At 67.2% G+C, this 22,535-nt stretch carries 21 protein-coding genes, 2 tRNA genes and 1 pseudogene; 16 read left to right on the top strand and 8 right to left on the bottom strand.

The genetic code is table 11. The annotated features are described in order from the left end of the window. Nucleotides 1–11 precede the first annotated feature (11 nt). The 5 genes from QCD70_RS05955 to QCD70_RS05935 all read left to right on the top strand — a co-directional run bounded on the left by QCD70_RS05955 (nucleotide 12) and on the right by QCD70_RS05935 (nucleotide 3,060). Nucleotides 12–824 carry an ATP-binding cassette domain-containing protein gene (locus tag QCD70_RS05955; protein ID WP_055949158.1) on the top strand — a complete coding sequence of 271 codons (813 nt, stop codon included), beginning with the start codon at nucleotides 12–14 and terminating at the stop codon, nucleotides 822–824. Then, nucleotides 821–1,816 carry a D-isomer specific 2-hydroxyacid dehydrogenase family protein gene (locus QCD70_RS05950; protein WP_301214205.1) on the top strand — a complete coding sequence of 332 codons (996 nt, stop codon included), beginning with the start codon at nucleotides 821–823 and terminating at the stop codon, nucleotides 1,814–1,816. The genes QCD70_RS05955 and QCD70_RS05950 overlap by 4 nt, the downstream gene beginning before the upstream one ends. Nucleotides 1,817–1,884: 68 nt before the next feature. Then, nucleotides 1,885–1,957, top strand: a tRNA-Asn gene (locus tag QCD70_RS05945). Between the two features lie 75 nt (nucleotides 1,958–2,032). Further along, the gene (locus tag QCD70_RS05940; RefSeq protein ID WP_301214204.1) at nucleotides 2,033–2,758 is read left to right on the top strand and encodes an AzlC family ABC transporter permease; all 726 of its coding nucleotides are present in this window, start codon (nucleotides 2,033–2,035) and stop codon (nucleotides 2,756–2,758) included. Beyond that, nucleotides 2,755–3,060 carry an AzlD domain-containing protein gene (locus tag QCD70_RS05935; protein WP_301214203.1) on the top strand — a complete coding sequence of 102 codons (306 nt, stop codon included), beginning with the start codon at nucleotides 2,755–2,757 and terminating at the stop codon, nucleotides 3,058–3,060. Before QCD70_RS05940 ends, QCD70_RS05935 begins: the two co-directional genes overlap by 4 nt. A gap of 25 nt (nucleotides 3,061–3,085) precedes the next feature. On the opposite strand, the gene def is transcribed toward QCD70_RS05935, so the two are convergent. Beyond that, on the bottom strand, nucleotides 3,086–3,652 hold the full coding sequence (gene def, locus QCD70_RS05930; RefSeq protein WP_301214202.1) for a peptide deformylase: 567 nt from the start codon (nucleotides 3,650–3,652) through the stop codon (nucleotides 3,086–3,088). Nucleotides 3,653–3,694: 42 nt separating this feature from the next. Between def and QCD70_RS05925 the strand changes: the two genes are divergently transcribed. From QCD70_RS05925 to QCD70_RS05895, 7 genes are all read left to right on the top strand, one after another. Next, nucleotides 3,695–4,612 (top strand): DMT family transporter, encoded by a 918-nt coding sequence (locus QCD70_RS05925; RefSeq protein WP_301214201.1) that lies wholly within the window; start codon nucleotides 3,695–3,697, stop codon nucleotides 4,610–4,612. Between the two features lie 64 nt (nucleotides 4,613–4,676). Beyond that, on the top strand, nucleotides 4,677–5,936 hold the full coding sequence (locus QCD70_RS05920) for a glycosyltransferase (protein ID WP_441004917.1): 1,260 nt from the start codon (nucleotides 4,677–4,679) through the stop codon (nucleotides 5,934–5,936). A gap of 55 nt (nucleotides 5,937–5,991) precedes the next feature. Further along, nucleotides 5,992–6,065 (top strand) — tRNA-Ile (locus QCD70_RS05915). A 94-nt stretch (nucleotides 6,066–6,159) separates the two neighbouring features. Continuing rightward, nucleotides 6,160–6,684 (top strand): hypothetical protein, encoded by a 525-nt coding sequence (locus QCD70_RS05910; protein ID WP_301214200.1) that lies wholly within the window; start codon nucleotides 6,160–6,162, stop codon nucleotides 6,682–6,684. Between the two features lie 164 nt (nucleotides 6,685–6,848). Next, a complete protein-coding gene (locus QCD70_RS05905) occupies nucleotides 6,849–7,781 on the top strand; it encodes an AAA family ATPase (RefSeq protein ID WP_301214239.1) in 933 nt (310 codons plus the stop codon). Between the two features lie 3 nt (nucleotides 7,782–7,784). Next, nucleotides 7,785–9,107 (top strand): DUF58 domain-containing protein, encoded by a 1,323-nt coding sequence (locus tag QCD70_RS05900; protein ID WP_301214199.1) that lies wholly within the window; start codon nucleotides 7,785–7,787, stop codon nucleotides 9,105–9,107. Next, entirely contained in the window at nucleotides 9,104–11,392 is a 2,289-nt protein-coding gene (locus tag QCD70_RS05895) for a DUF3488 and transglutaminase-like domain-containing protein (RefSeq protein WP_301214198.1), read from the top strand. The genes QCD70_RS05900 and QCD70_RS05895 overlap by 4 nt, the downstream gene beginning before the upstream one ends. Here QCD70_RS05895 and QCD70_RS05890 read toward each other — a convergent pair. After that, entirely contained in the window at nucleotides 11,389–11,940 is a 552-nt protein-coding gene (locus tag QCD70_RS05890; protein ID WP_301214197.1) for a PadR family transcriptional regulator, read from the bottom strand. The genes QCD70_RS05895 and QCD70_RS05890 overlap by 4 nt on opposite strands. Nucleotides 11,941–12,144: 204 nt before the next feature. On the opposite strand from QCD70_RS05890, the gene QCD70_RS05885 reads away from it, so the two are divergent. Next, nucleotides 12,145–12,648 (top strand): DUF3145 domain-containing protein, encoded by a 504-nt coding sequence (locus QCD70_RS05885; protein ID WP_301214196.1) that lies wholly within the window; start codon nucleotides 12,145–12,147, stop codon nucleotides 12,646–12,648. An 82-nt stretch (nucleotides 12,649–12,730) separates the two neighbouring features. Here QCD70_RS05885 and QCD70_RS05880 read toward each other — a convergent pair whose 3' ends face one another. The 6 genes from QCD70_RS05880 to aceE all read right to left on the bottom strand — a co-directional run bounded on the left by QCD70_RS05880 (nucleotide 12,731) and on the right by aceE (nucleotide 20,487). Next, on the bottom strand, nucleotides 12,731–13,969 hold the full coding sequence (locus QCD70_RS05880; protein WP_055929072.1) for a beta-ketoacyl-[acyl-carrier-protein] synthase family protein: 1,239 nt from the start codon (nucleotides 13,967–13,969) through the stop codon (nucleotides 12,731–12,733). A 106-nt stretch (nucleotides 13,970–14,075) separates the two neighbouring features. Next, the gene (locus QCD70_RS05875) at nucleotides 14,076–14,324 is read right to left on the bottom strand and encodes an acyl carrier protein (RefSeq protein WP_044438497.1); all 249 of its coding nucleotides are present in this window, start codon (nucleotides 14,322–14,324) and stop codon (nucleotides 14,076–14,078) included. 86 nt (nucleotides 14,325–14,410) lie between these two features. Beyond that, entirely contained in the window at nucleotides 14,411–15,418 is a 1,008-nt protein-coding gene (locus QCD70_RS05870) for a beta-ketoacyl-ACP synthase III (RefSeq protein ID WP_301214195.1), read from the bottom strand. A gap of 34 nt (nucleotides 15,419–15,452) precedes the next feature. Then, nucleotides 15,453–16,373 carry an ACP S-malonyltransferase gene (locus tag QCD70_RS05865; protein WP_301214194.1) on the bottom strand — a complete coding sequence of 307 codons (921 nt, stop codon included), beginning with the start codon at nucleotides 16,371–16,373 and terminating at the stop codon, nucleotides 15,453–15,455. An 88-nt stretch (nucleotides 16,374–16,461) separates the two neighbouring features. Next, nucleotides 16,462–17,694, bottom strand: a complete 1,233-nt coding sequence (locus tag QCD70_RS05860) for a PucR family transcriptional regulator (RefSeq protein ID WP_301214193.1) — start codon at nucleotides 17,692–17,694, stop codon at nucleotides 16,462–16,464. Nucleotides 17,695–17,760: 66 nt separating this feature from the next. Then, a complete protein-coding gene (aceE, locus tag QCD70_RS05855; RefSeq protein WP_301214192.1) occupies nucleotides 17,761–20,487 on the bottom strand; it encodes a pyruvate dehydrogenase (acetyl-transferring), homodimeric type in 2,727 nt (908 codons plus the stop codon). 242 nt (nucleotides 20,488–20,729) lie between these two features. Here aceE and QCD70_RS05850 point away from each other — a divergent pair, with 242 nt between their 5' ends. From QCD70_RS05850 to QCD70_RS05840, 3 genes and pseudogenes are all read left to right on the top strand, one after another. Beyond that, complete coding sequence (locus tag QCD70_RS05850) at nucleotides 20,730–21,203, top strand: peroxiredoxin (protein WP_055929058.1); 474 nt, start codon at nucleotides 20,730–20,732, stop codon at nucleotides 21,201–21,203. Between the two features lie 8 nt (nucleotides 21,204–21,211). Beyond that, nucleotides 21,212–21,562 (top strand): annotated as a pseudogene (locus QCD70_RS05845) (alpha-amylase family glycosyl hydrolase); the annotation flags it as partial. 160 nt (nucleotides 21,563–21,722) lie between these two features. After that, nucleotides 21,723–22,466 carry an alpha-amylase family glycosyl hydrolase gene (locus QCD70_RS05840; protein WP_301214191.1) on the top strand — a complete coding sequence of 248 codons (744 nt, stop codon included), beginning with the start codon at nucleotides 21,723–21,725 and terminating at the stop codon, nucleotides 22,464–22,466. Nucleotides 22,467–22,535 lie beyond the last annotated feature (69 nt).

Raw genomic sequence — 22,535 nt, 5'->3', positions numbered from 1 at the left:
GGTCGGTATCCATGAGCGAACGGATAATGACGGCGTCTGACGTCACGATCGAATATCCGGCACACAGCGTGAGCGCCGCCCACACGGCGGTCAAGGGTTTCACGCTGAATGTCGAGCCGGGCGAGATCATCGGACTGGTCGGATCCAGCGGATCGGGCAAGTCGACGATCGCGTCGGTGATCTCCGGCTCGGCGGCCATGGCGCCGTCGCGCGAGGGCGCGCCCCGCATCGTCGGAGGCGCACTCTCCGTGCTCGGCTACGACATGAAGCGAACGCGCGGCCGCAAGCTGGGCAGGCTCACGTTCGGCATCGGCCATCTGGCTCAGGATGCCGGTTCCACGTTGACGTCGAACATGACGGTCGCCGAGATCATCGCCGAGCCGTTGTTCCTGCGCGACAAGCACTTCGATGCCAACGATGCCGGCCTGAAAGCCGCGACCCTCGTCGACAGGCTCCTGCTTCCGGTCGGCATGCTCAACATGCTCCCGCACGAGCTCTCGAGCGGCCAGCGCCAGCGCGTCGCCGTCGCTCGCGCCCTGGTGATGGACCCCGTCTTCCTCGTCGCCGACGAACCGACCGCCGGCATCGACGTGTCCGTTCGGGGCCAGGTCGTCGACGTCATCGCCTCCCTGCAGCGCGATCGCGGCGCCAGCGCGATCATCATCAGTCACGATCTCGACGTGCTCCGCCGATCCGTCGATCGGATCGCCGTTCTGCACGAGGGCATGGTCGTGGGGCTGGGAACCATCGACGAGGTCCTCGACGACCCGCATCACCCCTACGTTCAGGGCCTGGCCCGCACGGTGTCGGGCGATCAGCGGTGAGCGATCCGCAGCATCGCGAGATCCTCGCCTCGCCCGCCTTCGTCCCCTCGGGCGATGCTCGACCCGTTCCGGGTCCGATCGCGGTTCTGCCCGAGCCGGAGCCCCTGTTCGTCGATGCCGTCGAATCGGCCGGGGGCGAGGTAGCGCCGCTCTCGGCGGCGACCCGCGGCCTGATCTGGCTCGACCCGAAGGGCGCGGAACGCTTCGGTACGGTCCTCGACGAGAACCCGCAGCTCAGCTGGATCCAGCTGCCCTACGCGGGCGTCGACGCCTTCGCCTCCATCCTCGCGTCGTCTGCGCGGCCATCGTTGACCGTCACCAGCGCCAAGGGCGCATTCGCCCAGCCCGTCGCCGAGCACGCCCTCATGCTCTCGCTCGCACTGCTGCGCCGCCTTCCGCTCCGCATGTCCGCGCGCTCCTGGGGTGACGGCACGCTCGGAACGTCGCTGTACGGCCTCCACGTCGTGATCGTGGGCGCCGGCGGAATCGCGCTCGAACTCATCCGGCTACTGCAGCCGTTCGGAGTCTCGGTGACGATCGTGCGCAGGGGAAGCACTCCCGTCGAGGGCGCCTCCGCGACCGTCTCGACGGATCGACTCGACGCCGTTCTCCCGAGCGCGGACGTGCTCGTGCTGGCGGCGGCCCTCACCGACGACACGCGCGGCCTCATCGGCGAGCGGCAGTTCGGTCTGATGAACGACTCCGCCATCGTCGTCAATATCGGACGGGGCGGGCTCGTGGTGACAGATGCGCTGGTGGATGCCCTGCAGACAGGTCACATCGCCGGCGCCGGCGTCGACGTGACGGACCCTGAGCCGCTTCCCGACGGGCATCCGCTCTGGACCGCGCCGAATGTCATCATCACGCCGCACAGCGCCGACACGCCCGACATGACCCGTCCGTTGCTCGCCCGGAGGGTGGCGAACAACACGCGCGCCTTCCTCGGCGAAGGCGGTTTCGACGGAGTGGTCGATGAGGTTGTGGGATACTGATGGAGGTCGATGCGCGTGACAAAGGCATCGCCGAATAGGTGATAGTGTAACTACGCTGTTTCCAGCAATCCTCGATAGCTCAATTGGCAGAGCAGCCGGCTGTTAACCGGCAGGTTCTTGGTTCGAGTCCAAGTCGGGGAGCGAAAAGGCCACCACGGGCTCCACCCCTGGTGGTCTTTTTTGTACCCTCCGAAGACTCAGTGGAACGATGACCCGATGAAGATCCGAAGCGCGGAGGACACCCGTGCCATCCGCGCGGCCCTCGCCGTGGGCCTGCCCACTGCGGCCTACGGCATCTCGTTCGGGGCCCTCGCGACGCTGGGTGCAGGCCTCGACCTGTGGCAGACGATGGTGCTCAGCCTCGTCATGTTCACGGGCGGATCGCAATTCGCTCTGGTGGGCGTGCTCGCGTCCGGCGGCCTGTCCGCGTGGCCGTCAGCCGTGGCATCCGCGGTGCTGCTGGGTTCGCGCAATGCCGTCTACGCGATCAGGATGTCTCCCGTCATCGGTCGGGGATTCGCGCGTCGGGCCGTTGCGGCCCATCTGACGATCGACGAGTCGACCGCGGTCTCGACCGCCCAGGGGTCGCTCCGGTCGCAGAGAATCGGATTCTGGGTGACCGGGCTCGTGGTCTATGTCGGGTGGAACCTCACGACGTTCATCGGCGCGGTCATCGGCGATCTGCTGGGAGACGTCAGCGCCTACGGGCTCGATGCGGCCGCTGCGGCCGCCTTCCTGGGGCTGCTCTGGCCGCGTCTGGCCACGCTGCAGGCACAGGCCGTCGCCGTGGCGGCGGGGTTCGTGGCCGCCCTCCTGACCCCCGCGCTCATGCCCGGCCTGCCGGTGCTGGTGGCCGCCCTCGTCGCGGTGATCTTCGGTGCGACGAACTGGCTGGGGTCCAGCCGCCGTTCGCCGCGTGCCTCATCGGAGGGCACGTCATGACCACCTGGCACGTCGTGCTTCTCGCGTCGATCCTCTGCTTCGGCCTCAAGACGCTCGGCTATCTCGTGCCGGCCAGTCTCCTCGAGAGGCCGACTCCCGCGCGCATGGTCGATCTGCTGACCGTGGCCCTGCTGGCAGCGCTGATCTCGCTGCAGACCTTCGCCCACGGGCAGGAGCTCACGCTCGACGCCCGGGTGCCCGCCGTCATCGTGGCCGCGGTGATGTTCGCACTGCGGGTGCCGTTCATCGTGGTGGTCGTCAGCGCGGCCGTCGTCGCCGCAGGCATCCGAGCCCTGACCTGACGAACGACCAGGCCGCGGGCGTCCGTTACGCGTCGAGGTCGTCTACCCCGGGCAGCCAGCTGCTGCCGGGCGAGGTCCAGCCCTTCTTGCGGGCGACCTTCGCGGCCCGGCGCCCATAGATGAACTCGAGACGGTCGACGTAGAGGATGCCGTTCAGGTGATCGAACTCGTGCTGGAAGATGCGGGCCAGCCATCCGGATGCGGAGATCTCGAAGGGCTTCTGGTCGAGATCGACGGCGCGAAGCAGAGCATCGGCCGAGCGCACGAGGGGAAACCGTTCGCCGGGGAACGAGAGGCAGCCCTCGGCGTCGGAATCCTCGTCGCTCTCCACCACGGGAGGCGGGCTGATCAGCAGCACCGGGTTGATCGCGACGCCACGGTGCTCGACGTCGTCGTCATCGGTCCAGCCGAAGGTGAACAGCCGAAGCGGAACGCCGACCTGGGGAGCGGCGAGCCCGACGCCCGGCGCCGCATCCATGGTCTCGAACATGTCGGAGACGAGCTGGCGCAGGGAGTCGTCGAACGACGTCACCTCGGCGGCGGGGGAGTGGAGAACGGGGTCGCCTGAGATGCGAATCGGAAGAACGGCCATTCGCTAAGCCTATCGGCGCGGACGTCAGGGTAACCTCGGGGGGTGCCTCCCGAACTCACCGACATCCAGGACCAGTTCGCACTCGATCCGGCCCAGTTCATCGGCATCCCGATCGCTATCGTCGGCGCCGTCTTCCTGAGCCTGGGAGCCCAGTTCCAGTCGCGCGGCGTCGCCAAGGTCGAGAAGAACAGCAATGTGTCCGCGTCGAGCGGGCTCAATCTGACGCAGCTGTGGTCTTTGCTCTCCCGGCCGTCGTGGGTGTTCGGAACCCTGATGCTCGGGCTCGCCGTCGTCTTTCAGCTCACGAGCCTCGGTTTCTCGCCGATCATCGTCGTTCAGCCGCTCGGTGTCGTCGCGCTCGTGATGACGGCGTTCCTGAACTCGCGCCTGAGCAAGGTCAAACTCGATCGCAAGTCGGTTCTCTCGATCGTGCTCTGCGTCGGGGGAGTGTTCCTCTTCGTGGTACTGGCCGCGTTCACGGCGCGCGACCGGCCGATCGACGAGCTGCAGCTCGCTGTCATCCTGGTGATTCTCGCCGTGGTGCTCCTCATCTTCGGTGCGGGATTCATCGTCTTCCGCCGCCGGGTGCGCGCGGTCGGCTACATCATCGGCGCCGGTGTGCTCTACGGCTTCGTCGCGACCCTCGCAAAGGTCGTCATCAAGCGATTCCAGCAGGGCGACTTCGAATGGCTGACCCTCATCTGCGTGGCAGGCCTCGTCGCCGCCTTCGCCCTCGGCGGCTACTTCGTGCAGACGGCGTACTCGTCGGGTCCGCCCGACCTCGTCGTGGCCGGGCTCACCGTCGTCGACCCGCTCATCGCGGTGGGAATCGGCATCATCGTGCTCGGCGAGGCGGCCCAGGCCCCGTGGTGGGCCATGATCGGCTACGTCATCACGGGTCTGATCGCCATCGTGGGCGTCTTCGGACTCGCCCGCTATCACCCGCAGATCGAACGCTAAGGTAGTTTGTCCCTTTAGCCCCGACCGCGCACAACTCCTCGTCTCCCAACAGAAGGCTCATTCCGTGTCAGATTCCTCCGACCCACGTCCCGCCTCGGCGGAGGTGCCGTCGCCGGCTTCCCCCGAACGGCCCCTGCGCATCGTCATCGGTGCAGACACCTTCTCGCCCGACGTCAACGGCTCGGCCCGCTTCTCAGAACGCCTCGCATCGGGCATGGCCTCGAGGGGCCACGACGTGCATGTGGTGGCGCCGGCCGCGTCCAAGAAGCACGGCACGTGGACGGAGACATATGACGGTCACGACATCACGGTGCACCGGCTTCGCAGCTGGCGCTGGTACCCGCACGACTGGCTGAGATACGCGCTTCCCTGGGTCATCAACCAGAACAGCGCCAAGATCCTCGACGCGGTCAAGCCCGACGTCGTGCATTTCCAGTCGCACATCGTCGTGGGCCGTGGGCTCTCCATCGAGGCGGCGAAGCGGGGAATCCGCATCGTGGGCACCAATCACTTCATGCCCGAGAACCTGCTGGAGTTCACGCTCCTTCCCAAGTCGTGGCAGGACTGGGCCGTCGGTCTCGCGTGGAAGGCCGCCAAGCGCACCTTCGGCCGCGCGAGCGCGATCACGACGCCGACCAGGCGTGCGGCGGAGTTCCTCGAGAAGTCGACCGGACTCAGCAACGTCTACGCGATCTCGTGCGGCATCAACGCCGACAACTACACTCCCGACTTCACGGTTCGGCCGAGGAACCGCATCCTGTTCGTCGGTCGCGTCACGGGCGAGAAGCAGATCGACGTGCTCCTGAAGGCAGTGTCGCTGCTGCCCTTCGACCTCGACGCCCAGCTCGAGATCGTGGGCGGCGGCGACCAGAAGAAGAACCTGGAGGCGCTGGCCGCCACGCTCGGCATCGAGGATCGCGTCACCTTCACGGGCTACGTCACCGAGCAGGAGCTCCGAGACGCCTACACCCGCGCCACCGTCTTCGCCATGCCGTCGATCGCCGAGCTGCAGAGCATCGCCACGATGGAGGCCATGGCATCGGGTCTGCCGGTCGTCGCGGCCGACGCGATGGCTCTTCCCCACCTCGTGCACGACGGCGAGAACGGGCACCTGTTCGCTCCCGGCGACGCACAGCAGATGGCCGACAGGCTGGCCGACGTCCTCACGCTTCCGCAAGACGATCTCGACCGTCTCAAGAACGCGTCGCTGCGACTCATCGCGGCCCACGACATCCAGCGCACCCTCACGACGTTCGAGAAGCTGTACCGCGGCGAGGTCGTCACCGACCCCCTTATCGTCTCGCCGAGTGCCTCGCACGAATAGCGGTAATGTGGTGAGTCGGCGTCCAGCCAGCTCGTGAGGGTTCCGGATTCCGCAGGGGGCGTTAGCTCAGCCGGTTAGAGCAGCGGACTCATAATCCGTCGGTCGTGGGTTCAAGTCCCACACGCCCTACCCTTGCCGCATTCGACACGGCGCGCCGCTCATGTTTTATCGGGCGTAGTGCAAGCGTTAGAGTCAGATCATTCGTCTGCCGGGGAGGAGTCTCGTGTTCAGTTCGTTCGAGATCCGCATTCCCGCGCCCATTCCGAGGGCACTGCAGTTTCCGATGCCCAAGTCGGTCACCTACATCAGTACCTATCGATTGCTCGACCCGGAGACGCCCAGCCTCACCATCGGCATCGGCATCGCCAACGCGAACTACTGGGTCATCGACGGCGAACTCAAGTACCGCTACTTCTCCGAGAGCGACAAGACCCTGCGCAACTGCCCATGGGACGCGAAGACCGACTTCGACCTCGTGGCCTGGGCTCAGGGCGTCTTCCAGGACGGAGAGGACTACGGACCCTCTTTCACCGTTCATCTGCAGGCGGCACAGGCGGCCTATCGTCGCGGCGCCACGAGCTACCTCCCCGTCGAGGAGGGACTCGTCACCACCGCGCTCATCGATCATCCCGACCTGGGCGAGGTGCAGATCCGCGACGACATGGTGATGCTGTTCACCGAGTGGCTCACCGACCCGGCCGAGGGCGCGAAATACCTCACCACGGGGCATCCGGCGCACCGGTCCTGACACTCGGGGTCTCCCGACCCACATGAGGAACACCCATGTTTCGCGGTTACAATCGAGCGAAACGAGGGAGTTTCCTGTTGCCCGATACGACCGCCCAGTCCAGTGCCCGCGCCGCCACGCCCGACATAGATCTCGACGAGTTCGCCCGTCTCTCCGGCTCGATCATGTCGAATCTCGAAGCGGTCATCAACGGCAAGACCGAGGTGGCGACACTGTCGCTCATCGTTCTCCTCGCTGAGGGCCACCTCCTCGTCGAAGATGTTCCCGGCGTCGGCAAGACCACCCTGGCGAAGGCCCTGGCCCGTTCCGTGAGCGCGTCGGTGAGCCGCATCCAGTTCACCCCCGACCTGCTGCCCTCCGACGTGACCGGCGTCTCGATCTTCAACCAGCAGGAGAACAGGTTCGAGTTCAAGCCGGGCGCCGTGTTCGCGAACATCGTGATCGCCGACGAGATCAACAGGGCGTCGCCGAAGACGCAGTCCGCCCTGCTCGAATGCATGGAGGAGCGACAGGTGTCGGTCGACGGTGTGACCCATCAGCTCGACACCCCGTTCAGCGTCGTCGCCACCCAGAACCCCATCGAGATGGAGGGGACCTTCGCGCTGCCCGAGGCGCAGCGCGACCGGTTCATGGCTCGGGTGTCGATGGGCTATCCCGATGCCGAAGCCGAACTCGCGATGCTGCACAACCGCGAGCTGCAGAGTCCACTCGACGATATCCAGGCCGTCGTGGGGCGCGACGAGCTCCAGTCCATGATCCGCAGCGCCCGTGAGGTCTTCGTGTCGCGCGCGGTCGAGCAGTACGTGGTGAACATCGCCCAGGCGACGCGACGCGATCCCGAGGTGCGTCTCGGCGTCAGCCCGCGCGCCACCCTGCACCTCGTTCGCGCCGCCAAGGTCGCCGCCGCCCTCGACGGTCGCGACTTCGTTCTGCCCGACGACATCGATGCACTGGTGGTGCCGGTGCTCGGCCACCGCATCGTGCCCACCCGCAGATCGGTGAGCGACCACCGCAGCGGGGTGAGCGCCATCGAGGAGACCCTCATGAGGATCGTCCAGGCGACACCCGTGCCGCTCGTCGCCGCCCGGTCGCTCTGAGTGATGGCCGCTCGCACGAAGCTTCGCCAGCGCATCGAGCGGTGGCCGTCGCTCACCATTCGCGGGTATGGATTCCTGGCGGCGTCCATAGCCCTGTACATCGTCGCGCCCATCCTCGGCCAGCGCGAGATCGCGTTCGCCGCCTCCGCCGCCCTCGCGCTTCCCCTGCTCTCGCTGATCCTCGTCTCCGTCAGGCATCCGAAGCTCACCGTCGTGCGCCGATTCGATCCCGAGACAGCCAGTGCGGGAACCGACTGCGAGGTCAGTCTGGCCATCCAGAACTGGGGCATGGCCCCGACGCCGGCGGCGAACTGGTACGACGATGCCGCGCCTCCCGTGCACCGCAGCGCCCTCGCCCCACTCCCCGCTCTGCCGTCGTTCCGGTCGCTGGAGACGGATAAGCCCCGGGTGACGACGGTGCGCTACCTCATCGAGTCCCCTCGGCGGGGACAGCACTCCATCGGTCCGCTCTGGATCCGCTTCGGCGATCCATTCGGTCTGGCGGCCCGGCGCCTCAGCGTGGGTGGAACTGACACACTCACCGTCACGCCCGAGGTGGAGACGCTCACCCGGGGATCGTTCCGGCTTCCGAGCGGTGACGGACAGGCCATGCAGTCCCGACGACCGGCTGCGAGCGGCGAGCAGGACGTGATCGCGCGCAAGTATCAGACCGGTGACAGCATCAGGCGGGTGCACTGGCCGGCGACCGCGAGGCATTCGGAGCTCATGGTGAGACAGGACGACCAGCACACCGACCACGAGGCCGTCATCGTGCTCGACACCCGCCTCGAGAGCTTCTCGAACGCCTCGGGTAGACAAGTCGCAGACACCCCTTCCGAGGCCTTCGAATGGGCGGTCTCCATGGCCGTCTCGATCGGCCTGCACCTGCAGCGCGAGGGATACCGGACGATGCTCGTGGAATCGCCCGAGTCGACGGCGCCGCGCACACCGGAGCACGCGGCCGGCGGCGCGGCCGAGCTGCTGCTCCGGGGCGCGCGCGCACGACTCGACGCCGGGCATCCGCCCCTCGCCGTTCGTGACATCGTGGCGGATGCCGGACGCGTGTCGGGCGAATTGGCCCCGCTTTTCGCCGTGCTGGGCGATATCGACGCGGAGTCCGTCGACGCCCTGCGGCGGTCGGCGGCAGCGACATCCTCTGCCCTCGCCTTCGTCGTGCACGATGCTGCCGCACGGAACACCGTGCCGGCGTGGGCGGAGAGGCTCCGGGACGACCTGGTGCAGGCAGGCTGGGTCGTCCGGCTCGTCTCCCCAGACGAAGCCCCGTCCTCCGCGTGGGAGTCCGAGCCGGCGGGAGCCCTGCGATGACGGCCCGCGGCCGCGCCGACCGACGGCGGCAGCAGCGCGGCTCGTGGATGGTGTCGATCGCTGTTCTGGTGACGATCGGCGTGCCCCTCGCCGGCCTCGGGCCGTTCGTGCAGGGGGATTCGTGGTGGTTCGCGGCGATGGCCATGGCCGTCGCGTGCATGACCGCCTCGTGGGCCGTGCGGGCCTCGGGTCTGCGCCCCGCTCTGGGGATCGTCGCGGCGGTCGTCGTGTGGATCGTCGCCAGCGAGACGTTCTTCGCCCCGGGGACGGCCTTCCTCGGCATCATTCCGACACCCGAGACGATCAACACACTGATCTCGGGCTTCGTCGACGCCGGCGCGCAGATTCAGGTGCAGACCATTCCCGCCGATCCGGTCGCGTCGCTCGTGCAGCTGATCGCCATGGCCTGCGGGCTTCTCGCCATCCTCGCCGATGCGGCCGTCGTCGTCCGGTTTCCGGCGTTCGTGGGCGTGCTCGCGCTCGGTCTGTTCGTCGTTCCCTCGGCCGTGCAGGTCCGAGACGTCGATGTCGTGCGGTTCGTCGCGACCGTGGCGTCGTTCCTGCTTGTGCTGTGGCTCGCGGCACGCACCGATGGCCACCGTTCAGGGCTGCATCGTGGTGCCACCCGTGCGGGCCGTTCTCCCCTTACCGCACTCGCGCTGGGAGCCGCCGCCATCGTTTGCGCCCTCCTGATCCCGGCGGTGACACCGGGGTTGACCGCCCAGGCCTTCGCCGACTCGAGAAGTACCGGCCGTGTCCCCTCGATCTACGGTGCAGGCATCGACCCCGTCATCCAGCTCGGTCGAGATCTTCGTCGAACGGCCCCGATCCTGTCACTCAGCTACGTGACAACGGCCGAGACACCTCTCTATCTCAAGATGGTCGATCTGAACGACTTCTCGACGGGCTCCTGGCAGCCGGAACAGACGGACGGCGGAACTGTGGAGCAGCTGACGGCCCCACCGGGGCTCGCCGACGATGTGGAGCGCAGCACGGTCAGCACCGACGTCTCGATCGAGGGACTCCGAAGCGAATGGCTGCCTCTCCCATCTCCCGCGACCTCGTTGGACAACGCGGGCCGCGGGTGGAGCGCCGATCCCGAGACCGGCGTCGTCACGCTCCCCGGCAGCCGTAACGACAGCAGGGGAGACGACTACACCGTCGAGAGCCTGGTCGTCACGCCCTCGGCCGAGCAGCTCGCCGAGGCCGGCAGCATCGTGCCCGTCGCATTGAATCCGCTGCTGGAACTGCCCCCGAACCTTCCGCCGGTCGTCTCCGACGTGGCCCGGGAGGTCACAGCCGGCGCGACGGCGAACTACGACCGTGCCGTCGCCCTCCAGTCCTATTTCACGTCGGGCGAATTCGACTACTCGGTCGAGACGCCCGTCGACGGCTCGTTCGACGGAACCAATGCCGAGGCGCTGGCCGAATTCCTCGAGGTGAAGAGCGGATACTGCGTTCACTTCGCCGCGACCATGGCCACGATGGCACGGGTCCTGGGCATTCCCTCGCGCATCGCCATCGGATACTTCCCCAGCTCTGCGGCGACCCGCTACGTCGACGGCGAGCCGCAGTACGAAGTTCTTACAGACCAGCTGCACTCCTGGCCCGAGCTGTACTTCGACGGCATCGGATGGCTTCCGTTCGAGCCGACACCGAGCCTCGGCATCTCCGTCCCCGAGTACACCCTTCCCGCGTTCGCCCAGCAGAGCGCCGGGTCGCAGGCCCCGTCGCCTCAGGCAACCGACGTGGCGCCCACGTCCCAGGCACGCGACGAGGTCGATCCCACGGCGGCGTCGTCGACGGGGGAGGCGCGGTCACTCGCCCAGCTGCGGGGATGGCTCACCGCCGCCGCCGTGGCTGCCGGTGTCGTTCTCCTGGGACTCGTGCCCGCAGGCATCCGCTATTGGCGTCGGCGCCTCTCGCTGGCCGCGATCGACGGCTCGCAGAGGCCCGCGACGGGGGCGTGGCTGGAGCTGCAGAACTTCGCGAGAGATTACGGGATCGAGGTGTCGCGCGGCGACACGCCCGCGGTGTTCGCCGGACGCCTGCAGAGAATCCGCCGGGTCGCTCGTGATGACGTGGACGCCCTTCGTCGGGCCGTGGAGCGCGAACAATTCGCTTCGGCGCGAAGCGCGCCCGTGGGTGGCGTCGAAAGAGGGGCAGTGAAGGCTGCGGTCCTCTCGATCGAGAAGTCGATCGCCGACGAGGCCGACCAGTCGGTGCGTCGACGGGCGAGACTGCTGCCCGCCTCACTCTTCGTGCGCCCGGAGAAGCGGACCTAGCTCATCTGTCGCGGACGGCGGCCACGTCGGGGACGCATGCTGCCCAGCGGCCGGGCATGGTCTGTCGTCGACAGAACCCGCTGCACGTCGTCGAGCCACGCCAGCGCAGAACTCGAGAGCACGCGGGTCGCCCTCTCGCCGAGCGCTGCAAGCGGCTCGTCCGAGCTGTCGGTCGTGGGGACGGCCTCCTCGCCGAACACGTGGCGATAGGCCTGCACCAGGTCATCGACGGGTGCGCCGGGAAGCGACGCGACCAGAAGCACGTGGCCGACGAAATCCGACCAGGTCGATCCGGCATCAGCCGTGCTCACCCACGTGTCGACCTCCGCTCGGCCGCGTGCGCTGAGGGTGTAGAGCGGCAGTCCGTCGCCCGTCGTGCCTTCGCCGATCACGAACCCCTGTGACTGCAGCCTGTCGAGGGTCGAATAGATCTGCCCGACGTTGATCGATCCGACACGGTGCATGCGCGTTTCGACCTCGCCGTGCACCTGCGAACCGTAGGCCGGCCCGAGGCTCAACACGGCCAGGATTCCCGACCTCACCGACATGTCGCACTCCATCGAAGTAATTGTCTACTCAGTATGCCCGTTGTGATCAGGGGACCAGGCACGGCGCGCCGCGCCGCTGCGGCAATTCGTCTGGCAGTACGCAGCCCTATCGTGCATAATGCAAGAACAACTTCACATCAGTGCTGCCGCAGTTCCATTTCACAGGTCGTTGGGGAAGACGTACCTCAAGAGATGGAGAAAACAATGGTGGCACCCGTCGCACACGGAATGATCTTCGTTCATTCCGCCCCCCGCGCGCTCTGCCCCCACGTCGAGTGGGCCGCAGGTCGCGCCATTGGTCGTGCCGTCAACTTCAGCTGGCGCGAGCAGCCCGTGCTCCGCGGATCCCAGCGAACCGAGTTCTACTGGGAGGGCCCGGCCGGCACCGGCGCGGCCATCGCCTCCGCGCTCCGCGGCTGGGAGCACCTGCGCTACGAGGTCACCGAAGACCCCGCCGCCGGCTCGGACGGCGGACGCTGGGTGCACACGCCCGACCTCGGAGTCTTCTACGCGCAGACCGACAGCGCGGGCAACACCGTCATTCCCGAAGACCGCGTGCGCGCGGCCATGGAGGCTGCCGGCACCGACGCCCTCGAACTGCATCGCGAACTCCGCCTGGCCTTAGGACAGGCATGGGACGACGAGCTGGAGCCCTTCCGCCACGAAAGCGATTTCTCGCCCGTGGTGTGGCTTCACTCCGTCGGTTAAATAGTTCGGTCCCCTCCCTCCAGACGACGGAAGTCGACTGGGGGGAGGGGACCGAACGACAACCTCGTTGCCGCGACGCGGCTCAGGCGGTCTTGAAGGCGACGACGGCGTTGTGACCGCCGAAGCCGAACGAGTTGCTGATCGCCACGAGATCCCCGTCGGGCAGGGTGCGGGGAGCCGTCACGACGTCCATCTCGATCTCCGGGTCCTGCTCGGTGAGGTTGATCGTGGGCGGGGCCGTGCGCTCGTGCAGCGCGAGGATGGTGAAGATCGCCTCGATGCCGCCTGCACCGCCGAGCAGATGCCCGGTGGATGCTTTCGTCGCCGACACGGGGATTCCCGCGAGCGAATCGCCGAACACGTGCCGCAGAGCCTTGTACTCCGCAATGTCTCCCACCGGGGTGGAGGTGGCGTGGGCGTTGATGTGCGCGACGTCGGAAAGGGAGTAGCCGAAGTTCTCCACGGCGGCGATCATCGCACGGGCCGCCGCCGACCCCTCGGGGTCGGGAGCCGTGATGTGATACGCGTCGCTGGTGACGGCACCGCCCACGACCTCGGCGTAGATGCGTGCGCCACGGGCGAGAGCGTGCTCCTCGGTCTCCAGGACGATGGCGGCACCGCCCTCTCCGAGAACGAAGCCGTCGCGGGTCACGTCATAGGGACGCGAGGCGGTGGCCGGGTCGTCATTGCGCTTCGACAGTGCCTGCATGGCGGCGAAGGATGCGATGGGAAGCGGGTGGATGGCAGCCTCGGATCCACCGGCGATGATGATGTCGGCATAACCGGCCTGCAGATGGTCGTACGCGTTCGCGATCGACTCGGTGCTGGATGCGCAGGCCGAGACGACGGTGCGGGCGCCGGCACGAGCACCCAGGCTCATCTCGATGGCCGCGGCCGGACCGTTAGGCATGAGCATGGGCACGGTCATGGGGAGCACCCGGCGAGGACCACGTTCGCGCAGCGTGTCCCACGCGTCGAGCAGTGTCCAGACGCCGCCGATACCGGTCGCCCAGTCGACGCCGAAACGCTCGGGCACGACTTCGGGCGAGCCTGCATCCGCCCACGCCTCGCGGGCAGCCGTGAGTGCGAACTGGCTCGAGGGGTCGAGACGCTTGGTCTCGATGCGCTCGAGCACCTCGCTCGACGGCACCTTCGCCTGGGCGGCGAACGTGATGGGGATCTCCCATTTGGCGACCCACTCCTGCTCGAGGGTGGTGGCGCCCGAGACTCCGGCGAGAAGCGCGTCCCACGTTTCGCGGGCTGTGCCGCCGAGGGGGGACGTCGCGCCGATTCCGGTGACGACGATTCGTTTGGAACTCATGGAAAAACTCTCTTGCACGTGGTCAATCGTGGGCAGGATCAGGTGCGTGGACGACGGGCCCGGGCCAGATGCCCGGGCCTGCCGTCTGCGCTGCAGCGGTGGAGTATCAGTCCTGTGCTGCGACGATGAACGTGACAGCGTCGCCGACGGTCTTGAGGTTCTTGACCTCTTCGTCGGGGATCTTCACGTCGAACTTCTCTTCAGCGTTGACGACGATCGTCATCATGGAGATCGAGTCGATGTCCAGGTCGTCGGTGAACGACTTGTCCATCTCGACTGTGTCGGTGGCGATACCGGTCTCGTCGTTGATGAGTTCGGCCAGGCCGGCCAGCACTTCTTCGGTGGACAATGCCATTGTGTTTCTCCTTGAGGGTTGAATTGACCGTCACTTAGTTTAGGTCAGGCCGTGCGCGTTCTTGACTAAGCAACGCGCGATGATGACTAGGGCAGTACGACGACCTGCGCGCCGAACACGAGGCCGGCTCCGAAGCCGATCTGCAGGGCGAGACCGCCCGAGAGCTCGGGGTTCTCCTCCAGCAGTCGATGGGTGGCCAGAGGAATGGACGCCGCCGACGTGTTGCCGGTGGTGGCGATGTCGCGTGCGATGGCGACAGACTCGGGCAGCTTGAGCTGCTTCGCGAACTCGTCGACGATGCGCATGTTCGCCTGGTGGGGAATGAACGCCGCCAGGTCTGCGCTCGTGATGCCTGCGGCATCCAGAGCGCGCTGGGCGACCTTCGCCATCTCCCAGACGGCCCAGCGGAAGACCGTGGCGCCTTCCTGGCGCATGGTCGGCCACACGTCGATCTCGCCGTCGCGGAACTGCGCGTGGGTGCCGGTCATGTAGATCGTGTCCCACTTCGAGCCGTCGGAGCCCCAGATGCTGGGGGAGATGCCGGCGAAATCGCTCGGACCCACGATGGCCGCGCCGGCGCCGTCGCCGAGGAGGAACGAGATGGACCGATCGGCCGGATCGATGAACTCCGAGAGCTTCTCCGCTCCCACCACGAGCACGTACTCGGCAAGCCCTGCCCGGATGAGCGAGTCGGCCTGGGCGATGCCGTAGGTGTACCCGGCGCACGCCGCCTCGATGTCGTAGGCGGCCGCCGGATTGGCTCCGACGCGCTCCGCGAGCAGAGACGAGATCGACGGGGTGACGACCGGGTTGCTGATCGTGGCGACGATGACGGCGCCGATCTGCTGGGGGTCGATTCCGGCGCGCTCGATGGCCTCGAGGGAGGCCGTCGTCGCGAGGTCGACCGCCAGGACGTCTTTGCCTGCTCGGCGACGCTCGATGATTCCGGTGCGCTGCCTGATCCACTCGTCGGACGAGTCGATCGGGCCGATGAGGTCGTCGTTGGGCACGACGTTCTCGCCGCGAGCCGCACCGACGCTATGGATGCGCGTGAACTCGCTGCCGCGATTCTGGTTGAGAGGGGCGTGCTTCATATCGTCTCCGGGACTGTCGAATCGGGTGTCGTGCTCACGCGTCGGCGTCGAGCAGCGCGAAGGCCGCCTCGAGGTCGTCGGGTGTCTTGACCGCCACGGTGGGTGTACCGCGAAGGCCCCGCTTGGCGAGGCCGGTGAGTGCGCCCGCGGGCGCGACCTCGATGATGCCGGTGACGCCGGAGTCGGCGAAGGCCTGCATGTCCAGATCCCAGCGCACGGGCGAGGAGACCTGACCGACCAGGAGATCGACGAATTCTCGGCCGCTCGAGACCACGCTGCCGTCCCTGTTCGTCCAGAGGGTCGTCGTCGGGTCGGCGGGCCCGAGTCGGGACGCCACCTCGGTGAGGGTGGCGACCGCGGGCGTCATGTATCGGGTGTGGAACGCGCCGGCGACCTGGAGCGGGATGACCCAGGCCTTGGCCGGAGGGTCGGCCGCAAGGGCGGCAAGCGCATCGGGCTCACCGGCCACGACGATCTGCCCGGCGCCGTTGAAGTTGGCCGGCTGCAGTCCGAGCGATTCGAGACGGGCGAGGAGCTCCTCCTCGTCGGCGCCGATGACGGCACTCATGCCGGTGGTCGTCTCGGCCGCGGCCGCGGCCATCGCGAGCCCGCGCTGGCGAACGAACGCCATCGCATCCGTCTCGCTGAGCACCCCGGCGCCGGTGGCGGCCGTGATCTCGCCGACTGAATGCCCGGCGATACCGCCGATGCGGGCGGCGCGGCCGTCGGCGAACAGGGCGCGCAGAGTCAGGATGCCGGCGGCCACGATCAGAGGCTGGGCGACCGCCGTGTCGCGGATCGTGTCGGCGTCGCTCGTCGTGCCGTGGGCGACGAGGTCGAGGCCCGCGGCTTCTCCGAGTTGATCGAGGTGTTCGCGGTAGCCCGGAACATCGAGCCAGGGGGAGAGGAAGCCGGGGGTTTGCGAGCCCTGGCCAGGACAGACGATGACGATCACTAGATCATCCTCCCAAGAGTTGAGCCGAAAGGTGTGTCGAGATCACACCAACAATGACGGGAACTGCTGTCGAAAGGGTACAGCGGCATCACTTGCGACTGATGGCGCCGTCGTGATCGTGCATGGTGCCGAGGATGAGCGCCGACTGCAGGATCAGGGCTTCACGCGCTCCGGTCGCGTCCCACCCGATCACCTGCGACACCCGCTTGAGACGGTAGCGCACGGTGTTCGGGTGCACGTAGAGCTCACGAGCGGTCGCCTCGAGCGAACGGCCGTTGTCGAGATAGCACCACAGCGTCGCCATGAGTTCGGGCGACTGGTCCTGCAGGGGGCGATACACCCTGTTGACCAGCGTGGAGCGAGCCAGGGGATCACCTGCCAATGCCCGTTCGGGAAGCAGGTCGTCCGCCAGTGCGGGGCGGGGAGCGTTGCGCCAGGCCCTCGCCACGGCGAAGCCGGCGAGAGCCGCCTTCGCGCTGCGGGATGCGTCGACGAGGCTCGGCACCTCGTGTCCGAGCACGAGATGGCCGGGACCGAACCCCGGCTCGAGCGCTCGGGCGATGTCCATGAAGCTGAGGGTGGGCTCGCTCGCCTGCTCGCCGGCGTCGTGGTCACCGGAGCCGGCCGCAGCCGGCCCAGACGCGCTGCCGGGAGCGGGGATCGAGCGACCGATCACCAGAACGAGCCGATTGCCCTGCACCCCGATGAGCACATCGGCCTGCAGGTGCCGTGCCGTGCGGCGAAGCTGATCGACGTCGAGCACGCGCGGGGTCGTGCCGACGAGAACGCTCACCTCGCCGTGTCCGTGCCAGCCCAGGGCGGCGATGCGGGACGGAAGCTCGTCGTCGTACTCGCCGCTCAGGATGGAGTCGACGACCAGGGCCTCGAGTCTCGCGTCCCAGAGTCCGCGTGCCTCGGCGGCCCGAGCGTAGACATCGGCCGACGCGAACGCGATCTCGCGAGAGTAGAGCAGGATGGCCTCGCGCAGCGAGGCGTCGGCGCCCTTGACCCTGTCTTCGACGACCTCGACGACCACCCTGATCAGCTGCAGTGTCTGCTGCAGCGTGACCGATCTCAGCAGCTCGCGCGGTGCGGAGCCGAACACGTCCGATGCGATCCAGGTGGTCGTCGAGGGATCCTCGTACCACTGGATGAACGACTTGATGCCGGCCTGCGCGACGAGCCCGACCGCGCTGCGCCGCCCTGGCGGCATGTCGCCGTACCAGGGCAGCGTCGCGTCGAGTCGCTTGATCGTGGCCGTCGCGAGCTCACCCGATATCGTGCGGAGCCACGCGAGTGTCTCCGCCTTACTCTTGGGCATGCTCGCACGATCCTGCGATCGGTGTGCCTGATCTGTTCACGGAACGGTTCGACTGACTCGCGTTCGTCAGCTCTCTCCGCCGGCCGAACCCGAGGTTCCGGCCGTCACGTCGTAGAGACGGTACTTCTCGATCGCCCAGGCGGGCGCGGATGCGTCGACCTCACCCTTCGCAGCGAGCTGCTCGAGCGTGCGCACAACGACCGACGGTCCGTCGATCTTGAAGAACCGGCGCGCGGCCGGTCGGGTGTCCGAGAAGCCGAAGTCGTCGGCGCCGAGGGTCGCGTACTCGCCGGGGACGAACTGCCTGATCTGATCGGGCACGGCGTGCATGTAGTCGGTCACCGCGACGAACGGACCGGCCGCGTCGGCCAGCTTCGTCGTGACGTAGGCCGTCTGCTTCGGGGCGTTCGGGTTGAGGAAGTTGTGCTCCTCCGCCTTGAGCCCGTCACGGCGCAGCTCGGTCCACGAGGTCACACTCCACACATCGGCGGAGACGCCCCAGTCGTCGGCGAGCAGCTGCTGGGCTTCGAGCGCCCACGGAACGGCGACACCCGAGGCCAGGATGTTCGCCTTGGGGCCTTCGACCGTGCCGTCCTTCAGCTTGTAGATACCGCGCACGACGCCGTCGACGTCGAGCCCCTCGGGCTCCGCCGGCTGCACGTGCGGCTCGTTGTAGACGGTCAGGTAGTACATGACGTTCGGGTCGCTGTGCGCACCGCCGTACATGCGCTCGAGGCCGTCGCGCACGATGTGGTTGATCTCGTAACCGTAGGCCGCGTCGTACGACACGACGGCCGGGTTCGTGGATGCCAGCAGGAGCGAGTGGCCGTCGGCGTGCTGCAGGCCCTCGCCCGTCAGCGTGGTGCGTCCGGCGGTCGCGCCGATCACGAATCCACGGGCCATCTGGTCTCCGGCGGCCCACAGCGCGTCACCGGTGCGCTGGAATCCGAACATCGAGTAGAAGACGTAGACCGGGATGAGGGGTTCGCCCTGGGTGGAGTACGACGTTCCCACCGCGGTGAACGCGGCCAGCGCGCCGGCCTCGTTGATGCCGACGTGGATGATCGTTCCCTGCGGGCTCTCCTTGTAAGCGAGAAGCAGGTCGCGGTCGACCGAGGTGTAGTTCTGACCGTTGGGGTTGTAGATCTTCGAGGTCGGGAAGAACGCGTCGAGCCCGAAAGTGCGTGCCTCATCGGGAATGATGGGCACGATCCGGTGCCCGAAGCCCTTGGCCCGCGTGAGGTCCTTCAGCAGTCGCACGAACGCCATCGTCGTGGCGATCTCCTGCGTTCCCGACCCCTTCTTCAGGGTCTGGTAGGCAGAGTCGTCGGGCAGGGCGAACTGCTCGTACTTCGAGCGGCGCTCGGGCAGGTAGCCTCCGAGCTCGCGGCGACGCTCGTGCAGGTACTCGATCGCCTCGTCGCCTTCCGCCGGCTTGAAGTACGGCGGCAGGTAGGGGTTCTCCTCGAGCTGGGCGTCCGTGATCGGAATGCGAAGCTCGTCGCGGAACGCCTTGAGGTTGTCGAGCGTCATCTTCTTCATCTGGTGGGTCGCGTTGCGGCCCTCGAAGCTCTTGCCCAGGCCGTAGCCCTTGATCGTGTGGGCGAGGATGACGGTGGGCTGGCCCTTGTGCTCGGCCGCGGCCTTGAACGCCGCGTAGACCTTGCGGTAGTCGTGTCCACCGCGCTTGAGGTTCCACACGTCGTCGTCGGTGTAGTTCTCGACGAGCTTGAGCGCGCGGGGATCGCGCCCGAAGAAGTTCTCACGAACGTAGGCGCCGTCTTCGGTCTTGTACGTCTGGAAGTCGCCATCCGGTGTGGTGTTCATGAGGTTGAGCAGCGCGCCGTCGGTGTCGTTGGCGAGCAACGAGTCCCACTCGCGGCCCCAGATGACCTTGATGACGTTCCAGCCGGCACCGCGGAAGAAGCTCTCGAGCTCCTGGATGATCTTGCCGTTTCCGCGAACCGGGCCGTCGAGACGCTGCAGGTTGCAGTTGATGACGAAGTTCAGGTTGTCGAGACCTTCGTTGGCTGCGACCTGAAGCTGCCCGCGGCTCTCGACCTCGTCCATCTCGCCGTCGCCGAGGAAGGCCCAGACCTGCTGGTCCGACGCATCCTTGATGCCGCGGTTGGTGACGTACTTGGCCAGCTGCGCCTGGTAGATCGCATTGATCGGGCCGAGACCCATCGACACGGTGGGGAACTGCCAGAAGTCGGGCATCAGACGCGGGTGCGGGTACGACGAGAGTCCTCCGCCCACATGCGACTTCTCCTGGCGGAAGCCGTCGAGCTGGTTCTCGCCGAGGCGACCCTCGAGGAAGGCCCGCGCGTAGGTGCCGGGGGAGGCGTGGCCCTGCACGAAGATCTGGTCGCCGCCGGACGCGTGGTCCTGGCCGCGGAAGAAGTGGTTGAAGCCGACCTCGTAGAGCGCTGCGCTCGACGCGTAGGTCGAGATGTGGCCGCCGACGGCGATGCCGGGGCGCTGCGCGCGGTGCACGAGAACGGCGGCGTTCCACCGGATCCATGCACGGTAGCGGCGCTCGATCTCCTCGTTGCCCGGGAAGGCCGGCTCGTTCTCGGGGGCGATCGTGTTGATGTAGTCCGTGGTGGGAACCATCGGTACACCGAGATGCAGTTCCTTGCTTCGCTTCAGCAGGCTCAGCATGATCTCGCGCGCACGCCCGTGGCCGTGAGCCGCAACCAGCTGGTCGAGCGACTCGTTCCACTCCGCCGTTTCGTCGGGATCGGAATCGTTCGAATTAACCGAGTACGGGTCCTGGTCGTTGACAGTCAACGTCGACCTCTTTCTGTGGGTGACAGATTTTCAAGTGCGGAGCGTGCCGTGCCCGGATTCGTGTCCGGGGGTCGGCGATGCGCGCCACCCTCCAGCCTAGTGAATGTTCCTGGCGTTCCGGCCGCGCGCCGGTTGGTACTCACGAGGATCAGGCGTAGGATCGGCGAAGTTCAGCGATCGGGCATCCAGGTCGGGGCCCACAAGGCGTCCATCCCCGCTCGCGAAAGGAAACAAGAACCCTCATGGCTTTGGAGAACGACACCCGCGCTCCCGATTTCGACCTCGCCAACCAGTACGGCGAACGAATCCGGTTGAGCCAGTTCCGAGGCAAGAAGGCTGTCGCCCTCGTCTTCTTCCCCTTGGCATTCTCGGGAACGTGCACCAGCGAACTCTGCGCTCTCGAAGAGAACCTCAACCTCTTCAAGGACAACGACGTCGAGCTTCTCGGCATCTCCGTCGACTCCAAGTCCGCTCTGCGGTCGTGGGCCGAGGTGCAGGGGTACGACTTCACTCTCCTGGCCGACTTCTGGCCCCATGGCGCTGTCGCCAAGGAGTATGGAGTCTTCCTCGAGGGCAAGGGCTTCGCGAACCGCGCGACCTTCCTGATCGACATCGACGGCATCATCCGCGAGAGCTTCATCACGGCTCCCGGCGAGGCACGGTCGATCGAGGCCTACCGAGCTGCACTCGACGAGATGCGGTCGGTCGCGGTCTGAGTCGACGCATGCCCGCATGGACAGAGCACGTCATCTGGTGGCACGTCTACCCGCTGGGTTTCGTCGGTGCCGACACCACCTCCAACCCGCACGATCCGGTTCAGCATCGCCTCGGTGACGTTCTCCCGTGGCTCGACGACGTCGTCGACCTGGGCGCGAACGGACTCGCACTCGGACCGATCTTCGACTCCGAGACGCACGGCTACGACACGATCGACCATCTCACCCTCGATCCCCGGCTCGGCGACGAGGCCGACTTCGATCAGCTCATTGCCGCGTGTCGCGAACGCGGCATACGAGTGCTGCTCGACGGCGTGTTCAACCACGTCGCACGCAGCAACCCCCTCTGGCAGGCGGCCGTCTCCGCAGGGCCCGGGTCCGCCGAAGCGGCGTGGTTCCGCCTCGAGGCCGAGCAGACGCCGGGCGGCGAACTGAAGCCGGCCGTCTTCGAGGGCCACGGCCATCTCGTGGAACTCGACCTCGCGCATCCACCGGTCGCCGACTACGGTGACGCGCGTCATGCGGCACTGGCTCGACCGTGGGGCCGACGGCTGGCGGCTCGACGCCGCGTACGCGGTGGCGCCGGATGCCTGGCGGCCGATTCTCGACGCCGTCCGGTCGACGCATCCAGACGTGTGGGTCGTCGGTGAGGTCATCCACGGCGACTACGCGCAGATCGTCGACGAGTCCGGCATGGATTCCGTGACCCAGTACGAACTGTGGAAGGCGATCTGGAACTCGCTCAACGAGAAGAACTTCTTCGAGCTCGCCTGGTCGCTGGAACGCCACCAGGAGTTCGTGGAGCGTTTCGTTCCGCTCACCTTCGTGGGCAACCACGATGTGACGCGCATCGCGTCACTCGTGGCCGACCGCAGGCACGCGCTGCTCGCGCACGCGCTGCTGTTCTTTGTGCCTGGTGTGCCGAGCGTCTACTACGGCGACGAGCGCGGTCTGACGGGCGTGAAAGAGGACAGGGCCGGGGGAGACGACGCGGTGAGGCCGCACGCCGACCGCGACGCCGCCGAGTGGCAGCGCAACGAAGTCTTCGCCCTGCACCAGAGCCTGATCGCCTTCCGGCGCCAGCACGCGTGGCTGTACGACGCCCGCATCGAGGTGCAGGAGCTGGCGAACGAGACCCTCCTGCTCGAGGCGACAGCCCGCTCGGGCGACGGTCACGCGGCCCTTGCGCTCAACCTGACCGATGAGCCGGTGACCGTGCGCGGTACGCACGTGCCGGCCCACGGATACGCGCTCGTCGTCTAGGGCGTGAGTTCCGGGATGGGCCCACCGCCGTGTAACCTGTAGTCCGCACGAGATCTCTACTTCTCTCGT

The organism is Agreia sp. PsM10 (genome assembly GCF_030433855.1).
Classification (GTDB): Bacteria; Actinomycetota; Actinomycetes; order Actinomycetales; family Microbacteriaceae; genus Agreia.
The sequence above is the reverse complement of the archived record's forward strand: the minus strand, read 5'-3'. Positions and strand labels throughout refer to the sequence as shown.

What these genes read in the sequence shown, in the direction of transcription:
- QCD70_RS05955 (WP_055949158.1), top strand. Translation starts at nt 12, where the DNA reads ATGAGCGAACGGATAATGACGGCGTCTGACGTCACGATCGAATATCCG.
- QCD70_RS05940 (WP_301214204.1), top strand. Translation starts at nt 2,033, where the DNA reads ATGAAGATCCGAAGCGCGGAGGACACCCGTGCCATCCGCGCGGCCCTC.
- QCD70_RS05935 (WP_301214203.1), top strand. Translation starts at nt 2,755, where the DNA reads ATGACCACCTGGCACGTCGTGCTTCTCGCGTCGATCCTCTGCTTCGGC.
- def (WP_301214202.1), bottom strand. Translation starts at nt 3,652, where the DNA reads ATGGCCGTTCTTCCGATTCGCATCTCAGGCGACCCCGTTCTCCACTCC.
- QCD70_RS05905 (WP_301214239.1), top strand. Translation starts at nt 6,849, where the DNA reads ATGTCGAATCTCGAAGCGGTCATCAACGGCAAGACCGAGGTGGCGACA.
- QCD70_RS05900 (WP_301214199.1), top strand. Translation starts at nt 7,785, where the DNA reads ATGGCCGCTCGCACGAAGCTTCGCCAGCGCATCGAGCGGTGGCCGTCG.
- QCD70_RS05895 (WP_301214198.1), top strand. Translation starts at nt 9,104, where the DNA reads ATGACGGCCCGCGGCCGCGCCGACCGACGGCGGCAGCAGCGCGGCTCG.
- QCD70_RS05890 (WP_301214197.1), bottom strand. Translation starts at nt 11,940, where the DNA reads ATGTCGGTGAGGTCGGGAATCCTGGCCGTGTTGAGCCTCGGGCCGGCC.
- QCD70_RS05885 (WP_301214196.1), top strand. Translation starts at nt 12,145, where the DNA reads ATGGTGGCACCCGTCGCACACGGAATGATCTTCGTTCATTCCGCCCCC.
- QCD70_RS05880 (WP_055929072.1), bottom strand. Translation starts at nt 13,969, where the DNA reads ATGAGTTCCAAACGAATCGTCGTCACCGGAATCGGCGCGACGTCCCCC.
- QCD70_RS05875 (WP_044438497.1), bottom strand. Translation starts at nt 14,324, where the DNA reads ATGGCATTGTCCACCGAAGAAGTGCTGGCCGGCCTGGCCGAACTCATC.
- QCD70_RS05870 (WP_301214195.1), bottom strand. Translation starts at nt 15,418, where the DNA reads ATGAAGCACGCCCCTCTCAACCAGAATCGCGGCAGCGAGTTCACGCGC.
- QCD70_RS05860 (WP_301214193.1), bottom strand. Translation starts at nt 17,694, where the DNA reads ATGCCCAAGAGTAAGGCGGAGACACTCGCGTGGCTCCGCACGATATCG.
- QCD70_RS05850 (WP_055929058.1), top strand. Translation starts at nt 20,730, where the DNA reads ATGGCTTTGGAGAACGACACCCGCGCTCCCGATTTCGACCTCGCCAAC.
- QCD70_RS05840 (WP_301214191.1), top strand. Translation starts at nt 21,723, where the DNA reads ATGCGGCACTGGCTCGACCGTGGGGCCGACGGCTGGCGGCTCGACGCC.